The organism is Aequorivita aquimaris (genome assembly GCF_001573155.1).
GTDB lineage: Bacteria > Bacteroidota > Bacteroidia > Flavobacteriales > Flavobacteriaceae > Aequorivita > Aequorivita aquimaris.
Window position 1 is genome coordinate 138,467 of the sequence record NZ_JRWG01000006.1, and the last position, 21,783, is coordinate 160,249.

20 protein-coding genes are annotated in these 21,783 nt (G+C 42.0%); 12 read left to right on the top strand and 8 right to left on the bottom strand.

Features of this window, described 5'->3' with window-relative positions:
- Positions 1-303: 303 nt before the first annotated feature.
- The 4 genes from LS48_RS10810 to alaS all read right to left on the bottom strand — a co-directional run bounded on the left by LS48_RS10810 (position 304) and on the right by alaS (position 6,380).
- Positions 304-1,800, bottom strand: a complete 1,497-nt coding sequence (locus LS48_RS10810; RefSeq protein WP_078056420.1) for a T9SS type A sorting domain-containing protein — start codon at positions 1,798-1,800, stop codon at positions 304-306.
- Positions 1,801-1,970: 170 nt separating this feature from the next.
- Entirely contained in the window at positions 1,971-2,498 is a 528-nt protein-coding gene (locus LS48_RS10820; RefSeq protein ID WP_131807721.1) for a Riean_0653 family protein, read from the bottom strand.
- A 135-nt stretch (positions 2,499-2,633) separates the two neighbouring features.
- Positions 2,634-3,677, bottom strand: a complete 1,044-nt coding sequence (locus LS48_RS10825) for a GSCFA domain-containing protein (RefSeq protein ID WP_062622540.1) — start codon at positions 3,675-3,677, stop codon at positions 2,634-2,636.
- A 90-nt stretch (positions 3,678-3,767) separates the two neighbouring features.
- A complete protein-coding gene (alaS, locus tag LS48_RS10830) occupies positions 3,768-6,380 on the bottom strand; it encodes an alanine--tRNA ligase (protein WP_062622541.1) in 2,613 nt (870 codons plus the stop codon).
- Between the two features lie 123 nt (positions 6,381-6,503).
- Here alaS and LS48_RS10835 point away from each other — a divergent pair, with 123 nt between their 5' ends.
- The 5 genes from LS48_RS10835 (at position 6,504) to LS48_RS10855 (ending at position 9,994) form a co-directional block, all read left to right on the top strand.
- Positions 6,504-7,481 (top strand): M23 family metallopeptidase, encoded by a 978-nt coding sequence (locus LS48_RS10835; RefSeq protein WP_062622542.1) that lies wholly within the window; start codon positions 6,504-6,506, stop codon positions 7,479-7,481.
- Positions 7,482-7,570: 89 nt separating this feature from the next.
- Positions 7,571-7,900: a MerR family transcriptional regulator gene (locus LS48_RS10840; RefSeq protein ID WP_045079168.1), complete on the top strand. Its 330-nt coding sequence runs from the start codon at positions 7,571-7,573 to the stop codon at positions 7,898-7,900.
- Positions 7,901-7,913: 13 nt separating this feature from the next.
- A complete protein-coding gene (locus LS48_RS10845) occupies positions 7,914-8,522 on the top strand; it encodes a LemA family protein (RefSeq protein WP_062622543.1) in 609 nt (202 codons plus the stop codon).
- 111 nt (positions 8,523-8,633) lie between these two features.
- Positions 8,634-9,095 carry a TPM domain-containing protein gene (locus tag LS48_RS10850; protein WP_062622544.1) on the top strand — a complete coding sequence of 154 codons (462 nt, stop codon included), beginning with the start codon at positions 8,634-8,636 and terminating at the stop codon, positions 9,093-9,095.
- 137 nt (positions 9,096-9,232) lie between these two features.
- A complete protein-coding gene (locus tag LS48_RS10855; RefSeq protein ID WP_235811024.1) occupies positions 9,233-9,994 on the top strand; it encodes a TPM domain-containing protein in 762 nt (253 codons plus the stop codon).
- 11 nt (positions 9,995-10,005) lie between these two features.
- Here LS48_RS10855 and LS48_RS10860 read toward each other — a convergent pair whose 3' ends face one another.
- The 3 genes from LS48_RS10860 to der all read right to left on the bottom strand — a co-directional run bounded on the left by LS48_RS10860 (position 10,006) and on the right by der (position 15,334).
- On the bottom strand, positions 10,006-10,965 hold the full coding sequence (locus LS48_RS10860) for a YheT family hydrolase (RefSeq protein ID WP_062622546.1): 960 nt from the start codon (positions 10,963-10,965) through the stop codon (positions 10,006-10,008).
- Between the two features lie 194 nt (positions 10,966-11,159).
- Positions 11,160-13,931 (bottom strand): outer membrane beta-barrel protein, encoded by a 2,772-nt coding sequence (locus tag LS48_RS10865; RefSeq protein WP_062622547.1) that lies wholly within the window; start codon positions 13,929-13,931, stop codon positions 11,160-11,162.
- 95 nt (positions 13,932-14,026) lie between these two features.
- The gene (der, locus tag LS48_RS10870) at positions 14,027-15,334 is read right to left on the bottom strand and encodes a ribosome biogenesis GTPase Der (RefSeq protein ID WP_062622625.1); all 1,308 of its coding nucleotides are present in this window, start codon (positions 15,332-15,334) and stop codon (positions 14,027-14,029) included.
- A gap of 81 nt (positions 15,335-15,415) precedes the next feature.
- Between der and LS48_RS10875 the strand changes: the two genes are divergently transcribed.
- Complete coding sequence (locus LS48_RS10875; RefSeq protein WP_062622548.1) at positions 15,416-15,907, top strand: hypothetical protein; 492 nt, start codon at positions 15,416-15,418, stop codon at positions 15,905-15,907.
- 4 nt (positions 15,908-15,911) lie between these two features.
- Here the strand turns inward: LS48_RS10875 and era are convergent, their stop codons facing one another.
- Positions 15,912-16,796: a GTPase Era gene (era, locus tag LS48_RS10880; RefSeq protein WP_062622549.1), complete on the bottom strand. Its 885-nt coding sequence runs from the start codon at positions 16,794-16,796 to the stop codon at positions 15,912-15,914.
- A gap of 100 nt (positions 16,797-16,896) precedes the next feature.
- On the opposite strand from era, the gene LS48_RS15340 reads away from it, so the two are divergent.
- The 6 genes from LS48_RS15340 (at position 16,897) to LS48_RS10905 (ending at position 21,775) form a co-directional block, all read left to right on the top strand.
- Positions 16,897-17,067, top strand: coding sequence for a C1orf53 family protein (locus LS48_RS15340; protein WP_157881732.1), 171 nt, complete (start codon positions 16,897-16,899; stop codon positions 17,065-17,067).
- Positions 17,012-17,521, top strand: coding sequence for a GxxExxY protein (locus LS48_RS10885; RefSeq protein ID WP_317038839.1), 510 nt, complete (start codon positions 17,012-17,014; stop codon positions 17,519-17,521). The genes LS48_RS15340 and LS48_RS10885 overlap by 56 nt, the downstream gene beginning before the upstream one ends.
- Before the next feature lie 78 nt (positions 17,522-17,599).
- Complete coding sequence (hutU, locus tag LS48_RS10890) at positions 17,600-19,582, top strand: urocanate hydratase (RefSeq protein WP_062622550.1); 1,983 nt, start codon at positions 17,600-17,602, stop codon at positions 19,580-19,582.
- 12 nt (positions 19,583-19,594) lie between these two features.
- A complete protein-coding gene (locus tag LS48_RS10895) occupies positions 19,595-20,134 on the top strand; it encodes a DUF4136 domain-containing protein (protein ID WP_062622551.1) in 540 nt (179 codons plus the stop codon).
- A gap of 122 nt (positions 20,135-20,256) precedes the next feature.
- A complete protein-coding gene (locus LS48_RS10900) occupies positions 20,257-21,168 on the top strand; it encodes a porin family protein (protein WP_062622552.1) in 912 nt (303 codons plus the stop codon).
- A 58-nt stretch (positions 21,169-21,226) separates the two neighbouring features.
- Positions 21,227-21,775, top strand: coding sequence for a hypothetical protein (locus LS48_RS10905; protein WP_062622553.1), 549 nt, complete (start codon positions 21,227-21,229; stop codon positions 21,773-21,775).
- The last annotated feature ends 8 nt before the right edge of the window (positions 21,776-21,783 follow it).

Consider the following 21,783-nt stretch of genomic DNA (forward strand, 5'->3'; position numbering starts at 1 on the left):
CGAGACTTTTAAAAAACTAAAGATACATTTTCTTTCCTTATAAATTTATAGGGTAACTGCCGTAAAAAAAATAAACCCCGGGGTAGCCCAAGGGTTTTTAAAAACTGCCAATGCTCCTCACTTCATCAGCGGTTTTTTAGGTTAGTTAGCTACTTAATTCCTGAAAATTCAGACGGCCCCTACACCCTATCCCCACAAAGTTTTGTGGCCGCCTTCCTTTTCGTTGGATCATACATTTAAAAACAAAGTTGCCATTTTAAAATCTATGTTTCAATACGGCAATTGCCTTACTTTACCGTTGGTTTAATTTTTCAGTATCTGAAATGATTGTACCCCAAAGCGGGTCGTAACGTAAACCAAATACAAGCCGGGCGTACCCTGCATTTCAAATGAAATTTCAGCCATGTCATTATACCTTTTACTTGCCACTACCTGCCCCAGCAAGCTGTATTGCGCAACCATTATAGTTTCAGAAGTTTTTGGCAGTTTCAACATTAACCGATCATGGGTTGGGTTCGGGAAAGCCAGTATTTTCTTGTCGGCAAGGAGGTCCTGAGTTCCCAAGACTCCACCCTCATAAACACGCACGGCACCCGTGAATGTTCCGTGGGAAGAAGAAAGGGGCATGCCAATAACCACGGTTTCGCCGCTGGCAGAAATGGCAGTATTGTAGCCCCCAAAGTCGCCGTCAACCAGACCGTTGATCCCGCTATCTACTTGGTACCAAGTATTGCCAACCAACCTATATACGCGGGTTTGGCCACGCAAATCTCCTCCGCCCGGATGCTGTACTGCCCCAGCGACAAGGGTGGTGCCGTCTGCCGATAGGGCTACGGAATGACCAAAATTATAGTTGTCATTTTCTCCATCTATGGCTTGGCCCAGCTGTTGCCATTGCGTTCCGTCCCATTCAAATGCGCGTACCTGCCCGCGGTCGGCTCCGTGGTGCCAAGCTCCTATTGCCAGCCGATTGCCATCAGCCGAAAAATCCAACGATTTTCCAAACCAATCGGTTTCTTCAGTACCGGTAAGCCTATTGCCCATCTGGTTCCATTGGGTGCCGTTCCATTCGTAGATATCAACACTGCCCGCATCCGTCGCGAAATCGTCGTTCATATGCGTGCCGATGGCCACTCTTGTTCCATCTGCGGAAAGTTTTATGCAATGGCCCATATAATCATATTGATTCTCACCTTCAATGGCACTGCCCATTTGGTTCCAGTCGGTACCATCAAAGGTATAGACCCGCACTTCCCCAATTTGTGTTCCCGAAGGTCCGGCAAGTGGGGCACTAATGGCCACGGTATTGCCATTTTCGTCTAACGACACAGACCAACCTGAATTTATATCGTTGAGAACTCCGCCAATGGTAGGTCCGAGTTGTTGCCAGGAGGTGCCGTTCCACTCAAAAACCTTTACGTGTCCGGCAGAAGCTCTTCCACCGGCCATAGCACCCGTGGCCCCGACGGCCAACCTGTTTCCATCGGGCGTCAAGGACGCGCTGTATCCAAATTTATAGTTGGCAGCCTCTCCCTCAAGGGTTTGGCCTCGCTGCGCCCATTGATTCCCGTTCCACGAAAATACGCGCATATTTCCCGATGACGACCCGTTGGGATCGGCCTGGTATGCTCCTACGGCCAGCGTGTTTCCATCGGCGCTAACAGAAATGGAGCTGCCCGTTGAATCAAATTCAGACCCAAAAAAATCAGCACCTTTTTGTTGCCACTGGCCGTTTACAGTGGCAGTAAGCATTATTGACCATAACAAGTACAATGTTGGTTTAAGTAAGTTTATTTTCATAATAGCTTGGTTTTATAAATTAAATAGTTTTACAAAGTTTAAAATCGCAAGAGATTCAAACAATAAGGCAATTGCCTTAATTACACGAAAAGTAAAACCGGAGGAAAAACTCACGTTTCGCCCCCGGCCCACGTAAAAACCTCAACATAGAGATTTTCTTTAAATATTTATTACTGATTGGTCACTTCAATATTGAACTGGCCGTCGGTTACTGAAACACTCTCACTAGTGTTATTCAAATTATAACCAGTAAAATTAAACGTACCCTTAATTGTATTTCCGTCGTAACTAGAAATGTTTAGCGTACCATTGTTTCCTTGTCCGGTTCCAACAGTTGAATAAACAACTACTGTATTAGGATCTGGGTTACTTGGATCTGGTAAAAAACTATATGTGCCAATATTAACAAAATTCAAATCATAGCTACCTTCGCCATCAAAACTCGTGAGAATAATTTGTAGGTTTTCAGACTGTTCTGTTCCACCACTAATGGCAATCGCTTGTCCTGCACCAGAATTGGTCACCCTAGCCACTACTGTTCCTTGCATTCCTGAAAAGTTGTTTCCATCAACTTTTGCAGTAAATGTTCCAGTACCGCCTTGTGGGTCATCGCCTCCATCATCATCTTTTTTACAAGAAGTTAAACTTACGGCAACTACTGCCATTAATACTAAAATAGATTTTTTAAATGTTTTCATAATGTTTGGTTTAATATTCCGCTATAGGCGAATACGTGATTAATGTTGAAGCAAAATTGACCCAAACCGAAAGTTTTTACAATAGGGCAATTGACGTATTCTGATATACGAATTGAGATTTTAGATTGTAGTTTTCTAAAACCGAATGTGCGGAAACCGTTTTTGAATCTCCCTAATTTTTAATTGAAGTTTTTCCGAAAACTGAAGGTGTTCAGCACTATTTGGGTTGAAGGGCCTGTGATTTAAACCACTTTGAACAGCCGTAATTTCTTTTTGAAGGGTTTCGGTTTCCGAAGCAATCCACACTCGTGAAAATTTCTGCCAAATAAGCTCGATGGCGGTGCTGTTTGGATGAAGCAGATCCTCGGCGTAAAAACGGTAATCGCGCAACTCGTCCATCATGATTTCGAAGGCAGGAAAGTAAAAGGATTTACGATTTACGTCCCGAAAGCTATCGGGAGCCGATTTTAGATTTAAGAAGTGGTGGATCGCGGAAATCAGATGTGCTTTGCTGAGTGAATTTTCCGCGAAACCATCTTTAATATGCCGCACGGGCGAAACGGTGTTTATAATTGTCGCGGCTAGGTTTATTGTTGAAATTTTATCGAAAATAGTTTGAAGGCTTTTTGAAATGGTTTCGATGGAAAGCAATTCCTTTTGAAAATGTTGCTTCGGAAGTTTATGGCAGTTGGCTACAATTTCGCCTGTGCTGAGCGGAGCCGAAGCACGGTCGCTGAGCGGAGCCGAAGCACGGTCGCTGAGCGGAGCCGAAGCGTCGACAGTCCTGTAAACCCACGAAGTTCCAAAAGTGAAAATGATATGCGTTGCAGAAAAGAGAGCTTTGCGAAGGTTTTGTAATGCTGAATTCAGATTCTCCAAAAATTCGTTTTTATCCAAAGCCGAAAGCTCGGAATGCACGTCAAAACATTTCCAAACTTCGTTGTGCTGAAAAATATCTTCTTCCGAAAATGATACGTCATCAATTGCGCGAACAATCAGTTTTTCAATCGATACAGGATTGAAAATTACCCCAAACGGATTTTGTAGATTTTGGAATTTATAAAAATCAAACTTCCCTCCAATATTTTCCGAAAAACAGCTTCCCATCAAAAGGATTTTGGAGGAATAATCTATTTGATTTTCTTCAGGTTTTAAAGATATTTCGGTTTGGAGCTTCATATTAAGTTTTAAAAATCTCTGCGTTCTCTGCAACTTTGCGGTGTAATTTTTACCGCAGAGGCGCAGAGGGGGCAAAGAATAAAGAAACTGTTACCTAAGAAAATCTTTCGCTTTTTCCAAGGCCTCCTTAATTCCCGCTGGATTCTTCCCTCCCGCAGTGGCAAAGAAAGGCTGTCCGCCGCCGCCGCCTTGAATGTATTTTCCAAGTTCGCGGACGATTTTTCCCGCATCCAGATTTTTATCGGCAGCCAATTCTTTTGAAATATAACAGGCAAGCAACGCTTTTCCATCGTGATCGGCGCCAAAAACTAAAAATAGATTCTCGGTTTCACCGCCCATTTCAAACGCCAAATCCTTCATTCCGCCAGCATCGAGGTCTATTTTTTTTGCAAGGAAATTGATTCCGTTTATTACTTCAATTTCAGCTTTTAATTCGCCTTTTAGATTCTTGGCTTTATCCTTCAACAATTGCTGAATCTGTTTTTGCAAGGCACTGTTTTCTTCCTGCAGACTTTCCACAGCTTTCAACGGATTCTGTGCGTTGTTCAACGCTTTTTGAAGCGAAGCAAACGATTCACTTCTATCAATAAAATATTGTTTAGCAGCATCGCCCGTAATCGCTTCAATCCTTCTGATTCCCGAGGCAACCGCGCCTTCGGAAGTAATGATGAAATGCCAAATATCGTTTGTATTCGGCACGTGCGTTCCCCCGCAAAGTTCCATCGATTTTCCAAATTTTATCGCGCGCACGCTATCGCCGTATTTTTCGCCGAAAAGCGCAATGGCACCTTCGTCTATGGCCTGCTGGTATGGAATATTTCGTCGTTCTTCCAAAGCAATTCCCTCGCGAATTCGGGCGTTTACAAAATCCTCAACCTGTTTCAGTTCCTCATCGGTCACTTTTGCGAAATGTGAAAAGTCGAACCGCAAATTCCGGCTGTGGACCATACTCCCTTTTTGGGTAACGTGTTCGCCCAAAATGTTGCGCAGGCCTTGGTGCAGCAAGTGGGTTGCGGTATGGTTGGCCGCGGTACGGTTTCGCTGTTTTTCGTCCACTACGGCCACAAACGTACCCTCCAAGTTTCGCGGAAGCGTTTTTGTGAAATGGATTATTAGATTGTTCTCCTTTTTGGTGTCAACGATATAAGTAATGCCGCCATCGGCAGCTTTTAAATAGCCTTTATCGCCTACTTGGCCGCCGCCTTCGGGATAGAACGGAGTTAGGTTGAAAACAAGCTGGTACATTTCGCCCTCCTTTTTGCTCTCTACCTTGCGGTATTTTGTAATCCGCACTTGGGTGTCCAAGGTATCGTAGCCCACAAATTCCTCCACATCATCTTTTTCCAGAACAATCCAGTCGCCCGTTTCCACTTTTGTTGCGGCGCGGGAGCGGTCTTTCTGTTGCTGAAGTTCGGCGTCAAATTCCTTTTCGTTCAACGAATAGCCGCGCTCACGAAGAATCAATGCCGTTAAATCTATCGGGAAGCCGAAGGTATCGTACAATTCAAACGCTTTTTTACCGGAAATTTCCTTTGAATCTGCGGTTTCGATTACGTTTTCAAGCAACACCAAACCTTGGTCCAGCGTTCGCAAAAATGATTGTTCCTCTTCGCGAATAACATTCGTGATTAAGTTCTTTTCAGTAATTAACTCCGGAAAAGCGTCGCCCATTTGCGCGCTGAGCGTTTCTACCAATTTATAAATGAAAGGCTCTTTTTTGTCCAAAAACGTAAACCCGTAACGGATGGCCCTTCTCAAAATCCTTCGTATTACATAACCGGCGCCCGTATTGCTCGGCAATTGTCCGTCTGCAATTGAAAATGCCACGGCACGAACGTGGTCTGCGATTACGCGCGTTGCAATGTCCTTTTTCTCGTCCTTTCCGTATTTTGAATTCGTAATTGCCTCAATCTCACGAATGAGCGGTGTAAAAACATCGGTATCGTAGTTGCTCTGTTTATTTTGCAAAACCATACACAAACGTTCAAAACCCATCCCGGTATCTACGTGCTGTGCAGGTAATTTTTCAAGGCTGCCGTTGGCTTTTCGGTTGAATTGCATAAAAACCAAGTTCCAGATTTCCACTACTTGCGGGTGGTCGTTATTCACCAAATCCTTCCCTGAAATTTTAGCCTTCTCTTCCGCAGAACGGATATCCACGTGAATTTCGCTACAGGGGCCGCACGGCCCTTGGTCGCCCATTTCCCAAAAATTGTCCTTTTTGTTTCCGTTTAAAATGCGGTCTTCGGGCACGAATTGTTTCCAAAGTTCATAAGCTTCGGTATCGCGCTCCAAGCCTTCACTTTCATCGCCTTCAAAAATGGTTACGTAGAGAATTTCCTTATCAATTTTATAGACTTCGGTCAAAAGCTCCCACGCCCATTCGATGGCTTCTTTCTTAAAATAGTCTCCAAAACTCCAGTTCCCCAACATTTCAAACATAGTGTGGTGGTAGGTGTCCATTCCCACTTCTTCGAGATCGTTGTGCTTTCCGCTTACACGCAGACATTTTTGTGTATCGGCTATGCGGTTGCTTTTTGGCTTACCATTTCCGAGGAAATATTCCTTAAATGGTGCCATCCCACTGTTTATAAACATTAGCGTTGGATCATTCTTCACGACCATAGGTGCCGAGGGAACAATGGCGTGTTGTTTCGACTTAAAAAATTCTAAAAATTGGGAACGTATTTCCTTGGACTTCATTTTTTATAAAATTATGCTAAAATTAAAGGTTGGGCACAGTAGGAAACAATTTCTATCTTTGTAAAAACGTTACCTTTACTTCGCGCGAACAAACACCGCGCAAAAATAGCAATTTTTTAACGCATGTCTAAGGTTAAATATTACTACGATAGTGAAACGCTTTCGTACCAAAAAATAGAAAAGAAAAAAGGAAGGAAACTAAAGATTTTCGCCCTGAGTCTTTTGGGAACATTACTAAGTGGTTTCTTATGGTTCTTGGTTTATATAAATCTTCCCTCAGTACAGACCCCGAAAGAGTTGGCGCTGCAGCGTGAGCTGAACAATATGGAGCTTCAGTTTGAACTTTTGAACAAAAAAATGGAGCAGGCACAGGCCGTGCTTGCCGAGGTTGAGGAGCGGGACAACAATCTTTACCGTGTATATTTTGAATCAAATCCAATTCCGGAGGAACAGCGTAGGGCAGGTTTTGGAGGGATAAACCGCTACAAGGATTTGGAAGGGTTTAATAATTCAAAATTGATTATCAATACAACCCGAAACCTCGATATCTTGACCAAACAGATTGTTGTTCAGTCAAAATCTTTAGACGAAATAGCGAGACTTGCAGAAGAAAAAGAAAAACTTTTGGCGGCAATTCCCGCCATTCAGCCAGTAAAAAATGAAGACCTAACGCGAATGGCATCAGGTTATGGTTACAGAACCGATCCATTTACAAAGGCTAGAAAGTTTCACTACGGAATGGATTTTACAGCACCCCGAGGAACACCTGTATATGCCACCGGAGACGGCAAAGTTACACGTGCTGACAATACTGCGACGGGCTACGGAAACCACGTGGTGATTGACCACGGCTATGGCTATGAAAGTCTGTATGGACATTTGTACAAATACAATGTGCGCCCAGGGCAAAAAGTGCAGCGCGGCGACATTATAGGTTTTGTGGGAAGCACCGGAAGAAGCGAGGCCCCGCACTGCCATTACGAAGTTTTCAAGGATGGCGAACGCATTAATCCGATTAATTTTTACTACGGAAGTTTGACTGCGGAAGAATTTGCAGAAATCTTGAGAAAATCACAGGAAGAAAACCAATCTTTAGATTAAATTCCAAAAAACAAAAACCAAATTCCAAAAAATTAAAATTAATCACTGATAACCCTTAACCTTTAACTCTCAACATTTAACCAAAACAAATGCACATAGACCTACCCGAAAAACTGTATTACGGCATTGGCGAAGTAGCCGAAGCTTTCGGCGTGAATACCTCGCTGATACGTTTTTGGGAAAAGGAATTTGATGTATTGAAGCCAAAGAAAAACGCCAAAGGCAACCGAAAGTTTACCCCGCAGGACATCAAAAATCTGGAACTCATCTACCATTTGGTGAAAGAACGCGGGTTTACGCTGGAAGGCGCAAAAATCCATTTAAAGGAAAACAAACAAAAAACACTGGACCGGTTTGAGATTATCCGCAAGCTGGAGTCGGTAAAAGCAGAACTTTTAAAAATCAAGGAACAACTTTAAAACCAATCGCATCATGAAAAAATGGTTACCCATCATTATTATCCTCGGCCTAATTTTAATTATTGGAGGTTATTTGGCCAGCCTTAACAACAAACTCGTGGAATTGGACCAAAAGGCCACTGCCCAGTGGGCCAATGTGGAAAGCTCTTACCAGCGCCGGGCAGACCTTATTCCAAACATTGTGAGCACTGCAAAGGGCTATGCCGAGTTTGAACAGGAAACTTTGGTTGCCGTTACCGAGGCCAGAAGCAAAGCCACTTCCATAAACATTGACCCTTCAAATATTACCCCAGAACAACTTGCGCAATATCAACAAGCGCAGGCAGGCGTAACCTCTGCCCTTTCGCGATTGTTGGCCGTTTTTGAAAGATACCCCGATTTAAAGGCGAATGAAAATTTCAAGGAATTGATTAACGAACTGGAACGCACCGAAAACCGCATCAACGTGGAGCGTAACAGGTTTAACGAAGAAGCGCGACTGTTCAATACCGAAATACATAAATTCCCAACCAAGCTTTTCGCAGGAATGTTGGGCTTCCACGAAAAAGCATATTTCAAAGCCGATGCCGGCAGCGAAAAAGCCCCGGAAGTAAATTTTGATGACCTGGGAAAAGATGATTAAAAAACCCAAAAAGATTTGAGATTTGGGACAAGCGACGAAAAAGAGATTCTTTATATAAAACTCAAAGATCTGGGTCTCAAGTCTCAAGTCTAACATCTAACATCTAAAAAAATGTCTAAAGTTGAAGATTTTCTAACTTCGGAAGAAGAAGGCGCCATTATTGAAGCCATTCGCACTGCCGAAAAAAACACCTCGGGCGAAATACGCGTGCATTTGGAACCCTCTTCCATTTCCGCAGAAGAACCAAACGAACATATTGACGCCTTTGATCGCGCCGCGGAAGTTTTTGATATGCTGAATATGCACAACACCGCAGAACGCAACGGCGTGCTAATTTATGTTGCCGTAGATGACCGAACGCTCGTAATTATGGGCGACAAGGGCATCAACGATATTGTGGGCCAGAATTTTTGGGAAAGTACCAAAGACATCATCATTAACCATTTTAAAAATGGCGATATGAAGCAAGGTCTGGTGGAAGGAATCCTAAAAGCTGGCGAACAGTTGAAGAAACATTTTCCATATAAAAAAGACGATAAAAACGAATTGCCGGATGATATTTCCGTGGGGTGATTCAGTATTCAGTCGCAGTATTCAGTAAACAGTAAAAAAGAATTTTGAAATAATTTCTTCAAATACAAAATCCCTCGCTTATAAACTTTTAAACCCATAAACTTATAAACTTTTTATTTAAATATTACTTTTTACTGTTGCTTGTAGCAATCGGTTTTTTCTCCGAAAATGTTTCGGCCCAGTATGAAATTCCGCCGAAACCTGAAAAGCAGACCTCTCTTTACGATTATATCGACCTGCTTACGCCGTCCCAAAAAAGTGCGTTGGAAAGTAAGCTGGTTCGCTATGCGGATTCTACCTCCACTCAGATCGTCTGTATTATTATCGGTTCAACAAACGGCGAGGACATTTCTATGCTCGGTGCTGAATGGGGCCAAAAATGGGGAATTGGGCAAAAAGAAGAAGGTAACGGAATTGTAATCACCCTCGCAAAGGACGACCGCAAAGTTGACATAAACACCGGCTACGGTATTGAATACCGTATTACCGATTTAATGTCGGAACGCATCATCAATCGGATTATGATTCCTGAATTTAAGGAAGGAAATTATTACGAAGGCCTCGACAAAGGCAGCGACGCCATCTTTGCGGCGCTGAAAGGAGAATTTAAGGAAGACCGCGATTTTGGAAAAAAGGACGGAACGCCCATCCCCTTTTTCATAATTTTCATCTTTATCATTATCATCATTGCGCTTATGCGAAAAGGAGGGCGCGGCGGTAAAGGTGGAGGCGGCGGAAGCTTGCTGGACATTATTGTGCTAAGCAGCCTTGGCCGCGGAGGTTTTGGCGGTGGCGGCGGAAGCTTCGGCGGTGGCGGAAGTTTTGGCGGCGGAGGAGGCTTTGGCGGCGGTTTCGGCGGAGGAGGCTTCGGCGGAGGCGGCGCTAGTGGGGGTTGGTAAATCTAACTTAGTTAACCCATTTCCTCAACAAATTCAAAAGCCCGTACTACCGAATACGGATGATGTGAATATTTAGGCGGAAAGGCGCAATGCCCTCCGTGGGCAGGGGTTTCCAAAAACAGATAATCGTGGGCCTTGGCCATTTCCACGGGATGGTCTTTTGTCCCCAGAATTGGGTCGTCCCAAGCATTGATTACTAACAACGGCAATTTTATTCCTGCAACTGAATTTCCCGGAGAAGCATTCAGATAATAATCGTCTAAATCGCTGTAGCCACCGTGCACGGGAATGATGAACCGGGTCACAACATCATCAAAATTTTTGATGTATTTGGCAGCATCTGCAGGAACGGCATCGGGAAACTGGATGGTTTTTGCGGCTATCTTCGATTTTACCTTTCCTATAAACCGTCGCTGATAAATTTTACTGAGCCCGCTTTGCAATTTTTCGGCACTCGACCGTAACTGGAAAGGAGCCGAAATGGCTACCGCGGCCTTTACTTCCACTGGAATTTCACGCTTCCCCAAATAATTCATAATCTGGTCACCTCCCAAAGAAAAACCAACTAAGAAAATTTTGGTAAAACCGTTTTGCGCCACATGTTTTACTACATATTCCAAATCTTCTATGGAGGCGTGGTGGTACAATTGGGGCAATAAATTCATCTGGCCGCCACAACTGCGGTTATTCCACGCGAAAACCGAATAGCCTTTTTCAAGAAAATAATTGGCGCATACGTTATTGTAATTTTTTCTGGAATTCCCCTCAAGCCCGTGGCAAAGAATCACTGCCTTTTGTGAATCCTGCAACTTATAATCCAGCAGCAGAAAATCGGCATCGGGCAATATCAGCTTTTTTCGGTCATAATCTGGCGGTCCAAATTTCCGGATGACCCCCGAATAGATGGTGGAAATATGCCCATTATGAAAAATGGGGTCTGGCCGGTATGTGGATTTTTCCAGATAAGGCATGGTTTGCTACATTGTCAGAAATTTCCTTTCTCCTTAAAGATAGGATTACATTTTCGGATTCTAAAATTTATTTGCAGCGGAAATACGTAAAAACTTATTCAAAAAAAAGATCAATCTTATTTCTTAGTTTCTGTTTACGAGATTCATTAGAAATTAAAAGTTTGTACAAGTAAAAGCTAAAAACTATACATTAATTAGTCGAAATAAATAGAACCCCTTCCCGTCTCGCCCTTGCTTCCCAAGGTATTGAACTTATAGCTGAAGCTCAACATAAAATACTGCCGAAGCACGGTGCTTTGGTTATCCTGTATAAAATTTTCAGAAAATGTGCGGCGTGCATTCGTGTTTTGATTCAGCAGGTCATAAACTTTCAACGTTAACGTGCCCTGTTCCTTTAGCAGCGAATATGCCAAGGTACTGTTCCAGAACCAAGCACTTTTCTGAAAACCGGGAGCAATATCGGGGTTATAATCAAAATCAATTTCGTTCTTCCATTCAAAATTCTTCGGAACATAGAGACTTGTTGAAAGTTTAACCGAATGGTTCAAATAATTGCGGTCTTCAAAAATGTTGCTTTCAAAACTATTTTTTGAAATCCCGAGTGAGTAATACACCCGGATATCAAAAAGCTTTTGCCAAGAAAACGAAAGATTGGCATTTGGCGTAAGTGTAAAATTGTGGCTTTTATACTCAAGTCCATTGTTGAAATTCACGTCCTGCGAAAAATTGCCATATACGCCTATTCCGGTTTTAATGCTCCGTAAACTGTCCAAGCTGTGCTTTCGGTTGGTTGAGGCACTTCCCCTAATACTGTATTTGCCGTTAACATTGGCGTAGGTTGTGTTTCTTATATTGTTTGCATCAACATTTGTTGTCGCTACGACGGCATTTTCGGATGCATCGACATTTACATAAGCATAAAAGCCACTACCCTTTTGAAAATCATAATTATTGTAATTCAAATAAAAAGAATGATTGTTTGTGGGTTTTAAATTTGGATTTCCGGTGATTATGTTCAATGGGTCGGCTACATTGGTATTGGGGAGCAACTGCTCAATTGCCGGTGCTTCATTCCGCAAAACATAACCGGTATATATTTGCGCTTTTGAAGAAAATTTAAAATTTCCACGCATATAAAGCTCCCAAGCCTCAAAATTATTATCAACTTTCAGTTCGGGCCGCAATGCATCCTCTCCCTGCAATTTTCGGAACACATAACCTGCACCCAAATTGACCCAGCCTTTTTCCGTATTTAAAACCAAAGACGCCAGCGGCGTACTGCGAATATCCTTAAACGTATAGTCGGTGCTTAGTAGGGAATTGAACAGTGTATAATTTTGTGAAACTTCATTAAAATCAAACACCGATTCAGCATTCATCGTTTGTTTGAAACCATAGGTATAACTCAGCTCCCAAAACAGTTTTTTGGGCAACAACGGCAACCTATAGGTAAGCCGCGTGTAGTAATTGCTGTACTTTTTTTCAACATTGGTAAACTGATTTCTGTTTTCTTCGAAAGGGTTATCCCCAAAAATCTGCTTCGTGCTTAAAAGATAATCTTCTCCCGTGGTCGCGTTCCATTCATTGGTAAAATTGACTTTAAAGAAACCACCGCCAGCACCATACTTCTTTGTTAAATCCAACTGGTTTTTGAATTGTCGGGTACTTATTTCATTTGAATTGAAAAGCGATGAACTGTTGGTCAACAATTTATTTTCATCGAGAGAGGCAGCATCGGTCTCTCTGTGTCCAGAAAGTTTGGAATAGGAAATATTCGGCTTGATATTTATGAGAAATGTGGAATCTACCTTTATATCAAAACCCAGATTTACGTTATGACTATCTGTATCGCTATTGGTGGAACTATTGCTTTCGGTGAAATAACTGCGGTCTGGCAAAATATTCTCCCGCTGTGTTTTGGAATCGCTATAGGAGTTGCTGCTGGAATAAAAATAATCTGCCGAAATATCGGTCTTTTTTTCGATGACATCGGCATAACTGCTGCCTAAGATTCTACTATTTACAATCCCATCGCCATAGCCAAAACTGCGACCGTCGATGGTAAAACTGCCAGAGCTGCTCATGGACATATTTCGCGGGCTGCCGAACATTTTTTCAATCTCCCCAAAACTAAAACCGGGCGAGTTGATATTGTTCCCTCCGCCGAGCACGCTCAAACGCCTGTCGTTGTCAAAATAATTAAAAATGCCAGCATATTCAAAACGTTCGTCAGTGCCACCTCCGGCCGCAACCCTTCCAAAAACCCCCTTGTTGTTCTCTTCCTTTATGGTAAGATTGATGGTCTTACTCTCTTGACTCCCTTTTTCGCCAGTAAATGCTTCAGACTTACCCTTGGTATCAACAATCTGTACTTTTTCAACAATATCCTTTGTCAGGTTTCGGGAGGCAATGGTAGGGTCGTTGCCAAAAAATGGTTTTCCGTTTACCATAATATTACTCACTTCCTTGCCGTTCACTTTTATCTTTCCGTCGGGGCTTACCTCCACACCGGGAAGTTCCTTAAGCAAATCCTCGATATTGGCGTCTTTTTTTGTTTTGAAGGAAGCCACGTTAAATTCCAAGGTATCCTTCTTAATAGTTACGGGCGCGCGCGATTTCACGATTACTTCATCGAGATTTGCTACCGAAACCGAAATAGGAATTATCCCCAAATCCTGGATAGGTTTATCCAAATTCAATTCTTTTTGAAAATTTTCGTAGCCCACAAAACTGATGTTCACACGCACACTTTTTTCCGAAGTTTTCCCTTCTAAGACAAACTTGCCGTTTCTATCTGTAATGGTATAAGTAATCAAGGTACTGTCTTTTACAGTTTCCATAAAAACAGTTGCGGCCTCAAGAGGGTTGCTGGATTCTTTGTCCGTCAATGTGCCAGAGACTTGAAAATTCTGTGAAAAGCCAAGGGAAGCAATTAGGATGAAGACCACTAAAAAGTAATTCCTCATATTTATAAATGAAGCAAGTTTATTTTGAAATCGAAGATAGCGTTTAAAGTTGAAGCCATAAAAGAAATTTCCACAACGCTTAACACTTAATGAATCTACTTCTTCCTAAAATAAACCGTAATGGGAACCCCCGTAAAATCAAAGTTCTCCCGAAGTTTATTCTCAATAAAACGTTTGTACGGGTCTTTTACATACTGCGGAAGATTACAGAAAAATGCAAAACTTGGATACGGAGTTGGCAACTGCGTACAGAATTTTATTTTTACATATTTCGCTTTGTATGCTGGCGGCGGATACGCTTGGATAATAGGAAGCATCACTTCGTTAAGCTCACTGGTCTTAACTTTTTTGCTTCGGTTTTGGTAAACTTCTACTGCTGTTTCAATGGCTTTATAAATACGTTGCTTTGTAAGTACGGAAACAAAAACAATAGGCACGTCCACAAAAGGTTCAATTTGCTGACGGATGTATTTTTCGTAATCTTTCACACTACTGCTTTCTTTGTCTTCCACTAAATCCCACTTGTTGGCAAGTATCACGATTCCTTTATTGTTTCGCTGTGCAAGCCAGAAAATGTTCTCCACTTGCCCGTCAAAACCGCGGGTAGCGTCAAAAATAAGGATGATAACATCGCAGTGCTCTATAGCGCGGACGCTTCGCATTACGGAATAAAATTCCAAGTCTTCCTTTACCTTGCTCTTTTTGCGGATTCCGGCAGTATCAACCAAATTGAATTCAAACCCGAAACGGTCGTATTTTGTATCAATACTATCGCGCGTAGTTCCCGCGATGTCGGTAACAATGTATCTGTCTTTGCCAATCAACGCATTGATGAACGAAGATTTTCCTGCATTCGGACGACCCACAACTGCAAAACGTGGAAGCTCGCTGTCATCCGGATCTTCCCTATCCGGCAATGCCTTCACCAAATCATCGAGCAATTCACCAGTGCCACTACCATTAATGCTGGAAATATTGTATTGGTTTTCAAACCCAAGCGAATAAAACTCCAAAGCATCATTAACTCTTGAAGCAGCATCAACTTTATTGATTGCCAAAAAGATTGGTTTTTTTGAACGGCGAAGCAGTTTCGCCACCTCTTGGTCCATTCCCGTAACGCCGCTTTCCACATCAACCATAAAGATTATGGCATCTGCTTCATCAATGGCGAGTTCCACTTGCTTGTCAATTTCGGCTTCAAAAATATCGTCGCTTCCCTTCACATAACCGCCCGTATCAATTAATGAAAATTCCTTTCCGTTCCAGTCACTTTTTCCGTAATGGCGGTCGCGCGTAACGCCGCTCACGGCATCCACAATGGCTTCCCTGCGCTGAATCAATCTATTGAAAAAAGTGGATTTTCCCACATTTGGTCTTCCTACAACGGCAACAATGCTCATAATCTTAATTTTAGGGTGCAAAAATAGCTTTTAGTTGGCAGAAAAAATACTATTTTAACGGCTTTAAAAATAAATAATTAAAGAATGCTTTCCAATGAAATTGTATTGCGCCCACGTTTCCAAATGGAACTTGAAGAACCCTGTTCACAATTGGTTATGAAATTTTCGGAAGTAAAAAAATCGCAAAATAGATTTGTTATTTCCTGCGTGGACGACCATATTTTTATAAAACTTCCAAATAAGGAACAGCATTTTTGGTCGCCGCAACTGCATTTGGAAATAACTGAAAAAGATGAAAACTCCTGTTCCCTCCACGGTTTTTTCGGGCCGAATCCAACTGTGTGGACCATGTTTATGTTTCTGCATGTTGCCGTTGGAATCCTGTTTATGGTAGATTTGACTTGGTTGTACTCCAATTACAATTTGGGAAACCCGATAACCATTCAAATCATTATTGCAATTGTTTTGGTATTGGCTTGGATTTTACTGTATTTCGCCGGAGCCATGGGAAAGAAAAAAGGAAAACCCGGAATGCGCGAACTTTATGATTTTATGCTGAAAACAATTCAATCATAATTCGTTATTGATTGTAGCCGAATCTTCGTAGCTGCTTTTCATTGCTGCGCCAGTCTTTATTCACCTTTACATAAAGCTCCAAATGAATCTGCTTTCCGAAGAATTTTTCCAAATCCTTTCGGGCTTCAGTGCCCACACGCTTTAAAGCCGAACCTTTGTGGCCAATGATAATCCCCTTTTGCGTTTCGCGCTCAACCATAATTATACTGCGGATTCGGATGATATTTTCGTCCTCAAAAAATTCCTCGGTATCAATTTCAACGGAATAGGGAATCTCCTTTTTGTAGTGCATCAATATTTTTTCGCGAATGGCTTCGTTTACGAAAAATCGCTCGGGCTTATCGGTGAGTTGGTCTTTTGGATAAAAGGGCGGCGATTCGGGCAACAATTCAATAATTCGATTAAAAACTTCGGGAACCCCAAAATTTTGTAGCGCAGAAATCGCAAAAATTTCAGCATTAGGAACTTTTTCCTGCCAAAGCTTTAAGGCTTCGGAAAGCAGCTCCTCGTTGCCTTTGTCAATTTTATTTATCAGCAATAAAACTGGAATTTTTGAATTTGTTATTTTGTTGAAAAACGCCTCATCTTTCAGCTCCTTTTCGCCCAATTCCACCAAATACAGCAGAATATCGGCATCCTCAAAGGCAGATTTCACAAAATCCATCATACTTTCCTGCAATTGGTACGCAGGTTTTATGATTCCGGGTGTATCGCTCAAAAGTACTTGAAAGTCATCGCCGTTCACAATTCCCAAAATGCGGTGACGGGTGGTCTGCGCCTTGGAAGTAATAATGGAAAGGCGCTCGCCCACAAAAGCGTTCATCAACGTGCTTTTGCCCACGTTTGGGTTTCCAATAATATTTACGAATCCGGCCTTGTGTTTTGTCATTTCTTTGGAATTGATATTGCAAATTTAAGGCTTAAATCCCGAAACAATGGATTTGGTTCAATTTTAAAACTTTCAGCCTTGAAATCCTTACTTTTGTGACATGCTTTTTCCAAAGAAAAAAATAGAGCTCGAAGAAGGCGATTATTACCTTACGCCCGAAGGCTACAAGTGTTTTACGGAACAGTACCACTTAAAACGCGGATATTGCTGCGAAAGTGGCTGCCGTCATTGCCCGTACGGTTTTGACAAAAAAACTGGGAAGCATCAATAAACTCTGTGTGCTCTGTGCCTTTGCGGTTAATTTTCTCCACCGCGAAGGCGCAGAGAACGCAAAGAAAATATTCAAAATGACTGAGAACGAAATATCTTCAAAAATAATCGGTGCGGGTATTGAAGTCCACAAACAACTTGGACCTGGGTTATTGGAGAGCACCTATGAAGTTTGTTTAGCGCATGAGTTAAAATTGATGGGGTTGGAAGTGAAGCAACAGGTACCGTTGCCAATTATTTATAAAGAAATTAAACTGAATGCTGGGTATAGAATTGATATGATTGTGGAAAATAAAGTTATTGTCGAAATTAAATCTGTTGACGCATTGGCCCCGATACATACTGCCCAAATATTGACTTATTTAAAGTTAAAAGAAGTAAAACTTGGACTTTTAATAAATTTCAATTCTGTAAAATTAATTGATGGACTCAAAAGAATCGTAAACAATTTATAACTCTGCGCCCTCTGCGTCTCTGCGGTTAATTTTCTCCACCGCGAAGGCGCAGAGAACGCAAAGAAAAATATAAAAAAAATGACTTTTAAAGAACAAATACAACAAGGCATCCCTTCAATTTTACCTGAAAAGAAACCTTACGACCAATCCATAAACCACGCGCCAAAGCGAAAGGAAATCCTTTCAAAGGAAGAAAAGGAACTTGCGCTGCGCAACGCCCTTCGCTATTTTGAGCCAAAACACCACGCCACGCTCCTACCCGAATTTCGCGAGGAGCTGGAAAAATACGGGCGCATTTATATGTACCGTTTTCGTCCCGATTATAAAATGTACGCACGACCAATTGAGGAATATCCCGGAAAATGTGAGCAGGCAAAGGCAATTATGCTGATGATCCAAAACAACTTGGATTATGCCGTGGCGCAGCACCCGCACGAATTGATTACCTACGGCGGAAATGGCGCGGTTTTCCAAAACTGGGCGCAGTATCTTTTGGTGATGAAATACCTTTCGGAAATGACCGACGAGCAGACTTTGGTTATGTATTCAGGACATCCGTTGGGGCTGTTTCCTTCCCATAAAGACGCACCGCGGGTGGTGGTTACCAACGGTATGATGATTCCGAATTATTCAAAACCGGACGATTGGGAAAAATTCAATGCGCTCGGCGTAACCCAATACGGACAAATGACCGCGGGAAGTTATATGTACATTGGTCCGCAGGGAATTGTTCACGGAACCACGATTACCGTTTTGAATGGTTTCAGAAAAATTAAAAAAGAGCCAAAGGGCGGCTTGTTCGTAACTTCCGGTCTCGGCGGTATGAGCGGCGCGCAACCCAAAGCCGGAAATATTGCAGGCTGTGTAACGGTCTGCGCCGAAGTAAACAAAAAAGCAACTGAAACCAGACACAGTCAAGGTTGGGTAGATGAAGTGATTTCAGATTTGGATATGCTTTCAAAACGCGTAAAAGAAGCATTGGCCAATAATGAAACCGTTTCGATAGCCTACGACGGAAATGTGGTGGAAGTTTGGGAAAAGTTTGATGAAGAAAACATTAAAATTGATTTGGGAAGTGACCAAACTTCGCTTCACAATCCGTGGGCGGGCGGGTATTATCCCGTTGGTTTGACGTATGAGGAAGCCAACGAAATGATGGCAAACAACCCCGAGGAATTCAAAAAGGAAGTTCAAAAAAGTTTGCGCCGCCAAGTGGAAGCCATCAACAAGCACACTGCAAAAGGCACGTATTTTTTCGACTATGGAAATGCATTTCTTTTGGAAGCCTCGCGCGCAGGTGCCGATGTGCTTTCTGAAGAAAAAAATAAGGAATTCAAATATCCTTCCTATGTGCAGGATATTATGGGCCCCATGTGCTTCGATTACGGTTTTGGGCCGTTCCGTTGGGTATGCGCTTCGGGGAAACCCGAAGACCTTCAAAAAACGGATGAAATAGCTTGTGGGGTTTTGGAGGAATTGATGAAAAATTCGCCAAAGGAAATCCAGCAACAAATGCAGGATAACATTACTTGGATTAAAGGCGCACAGGAAAACAAATTGGTTGTTGGTTCGCAGGCACGCATACTTTATGCAGATTCAGACGGGCGTGTGCAGATTGCTTCGGCTTTCAACAAAGCAATTTCCGAAGGAAAAATTGGCCCGGTAGTTTTGGGGCGTGACCATCACGATGTTTCGGGAACGGATTCGCCGTATCGCGAAACTTCAAATATATATGATGGAAGTAGATTTACAGCCGATATGGCCATCCAAAACGTAATCGGCGATAGCTTCCGTGGCGCCACATGGGTGAGCATCCACAACGGCGGCGGCGTAGGTTGGGGAGAAGTGATTAACGGCGGTTTCGGAATGGTTCTTGATGGTAGTAGCGATGCACAACGGCGACTTGAAAATATGCTTTTCTGGGATGTAAATAACGGAATAGCCAGACGCAGTTGGGCGCGGAATGACGAAGCTGTTTTCGCAATAAAACGCGCGATGCAAAACAATCCGCAATTGAAGGTTACGCTTCCCAATTTCGTGGACGATATGTTATTCAAATAAAATAAATTACCTATGAAAACACTTAAATTGTTACCCCTATTCTTGCTTTTTGTGTTTAGCTCCTGCTCCACCGTTCGGGTAGCGACAGATTTTGACAAAGAAGCCAATTTCAACAACTACAGCTCCTTCGCTTTTTTCAAACCGGGCATCGACAAGGCTGAAATCAGCGACCTCGACAAAAAGCGCATTCTTCGCGCTATTGAGGCGGAACTTTCGGCGAAAGGAATGTCCAAATCAGAAAGTCCTGATTTGCTGGTCAGTATTTTTACCAAAGAACGTGAACGTGTTGACGTTTATAACAACAGTTTCGGTTACGGCTGGGGCTGGAATCCTTGGTATTATGGCAGCTATTACGGCGGCAGCCACGTGGCCCGTTCCACAGAAGGGACGCTTTACATTGACCTAATTGATGCCAAAACCAACAATCTGGTTTGGCAGGGAATGGGTAGCGCAGATTTGGTTACCAGTGATATGGAACGAAAAGAAGAGCGCATCCGTGAAATTGTTTCTAAAATTTTAGCGGAATATCCGCCCGGAGCGATGAAGAAATAACTTTAGAAAACCTTCAATTAACAAAGCCTTTTTCTGAAAAAATAGTTTTAAGAGATTATTACTTAAAGCTATCGTAAAAAAATCGACCTCATCCGATTTAAAAATTTAAAAAAAGAAAAGGTATGAAATCTATTAAATTATTATTGCTAGTATTTTTTGTCAGTTTTGGAATACAGGCACAGGAGTTGGTTACGGGAAAAGCTACTCTAACCCGCACTTCAGAAGGCATCTATGAAATCAAGAAAACAGATGGCACTTTAAAAAAAATTAACATTCGGCCCAATGAAGATAAGCACGTGCAAGGAACACTTGCCGTTCTGTTTAAGGATTGTGAGGAATTGAGACAATCGGTTTTTGAATCACGAATTGTTACAGAGGGGCAACTTATACAGGCCGTGGAGAGTTATAATAAATGTAATTACACCACTTTTGAACCTACTGAAAAAGAAATTGAGCAGGCTGCAAATTTTCAGGGTGACGAATATAAACTCTTTGCAAGTATTGGTGGTTCATTGAACCGAATTAGTTTCTTCAATTTTGATGATTATGAAAATTTAACACAGGGCCAACTGAGTTTTGGCGTTGCCGCAACTCCGGGATTTATTGGTTCGTTACAAGGAAGCCTTTACTTCACTTTGGAAGCAAGTGCTGCATTTTCGGGCGATAAAGATTTTAGCAATTCGCCATTTACCACAAGTTTCAAAAAGAATTCTTACAGAGCAAGTTTGGGCACTGAATATCATTTCAACAAAAATGGCTCAATAAAGCCCCTTGTCGGAATTGGTGTAGGCCTTGTACAAGACCGCTATAAGGGCACGTATGATGATTATAACGTAAAAGGTTCGGAAGGAAGCGCTTATTTTGTACCAAAGGCAGGTATTTTATTTTCGTTGGATGATAAAAAATCTCTGGGAATTATATTTAGCTACATTCCGGAATACGAGAATAATTTAACCATTTGGAATGGCGAAGAAATCGTTCCTTTAATAATTGACACTCATTATATAAATGCAGGTTTGTATCTTTACTTTTAACTTGATGGGAAGTATTACAATTTAATACTTCCTATAAAGTCTCAAAAAGTAGAAGGATATGATAAAACTTTCAAAATACAATCAGCGATCATTATACGGAGGCCTGATTGCAGCTATTATTACAGGAACCGGAGTTTTTCTTTTGGGAAATATTTCTGGCTATGAGGCAAAAAAATTGATAACTTCTTCCCTCCCTGGAATAAATATGCTCTGTAATACTATTGTGCTGGCTTCGGCCACTATTCTTGCCCTTTTGCTAACACTGCTGGGAATAAGTTCTGGATCCAAATCTAAATTGAAAAAAGGACATTACACCCAAGTAATGGCAATTGCAAAACTGGATACCATTCTTTTTGTAATTGCCATTATCCTATTTCAAATATTCAACATTCCTATCACCGAATCGGAAGAGTTGCCTACTACCTGGTATTCCAACATTTATTGGGCTACACTATTTCTCTCATCGTTGCTTAGTGGCGGAATGGTTTCTGTAATATTGATGCTTTATAACACAGTAATCAATATGATTAAAATTGTGGGATTGGAGGAAAAAGACCATCCCCTTGTTTTTCACGATGACAACAATGATTCAGAAAAAGAACAATAAGTAAATTT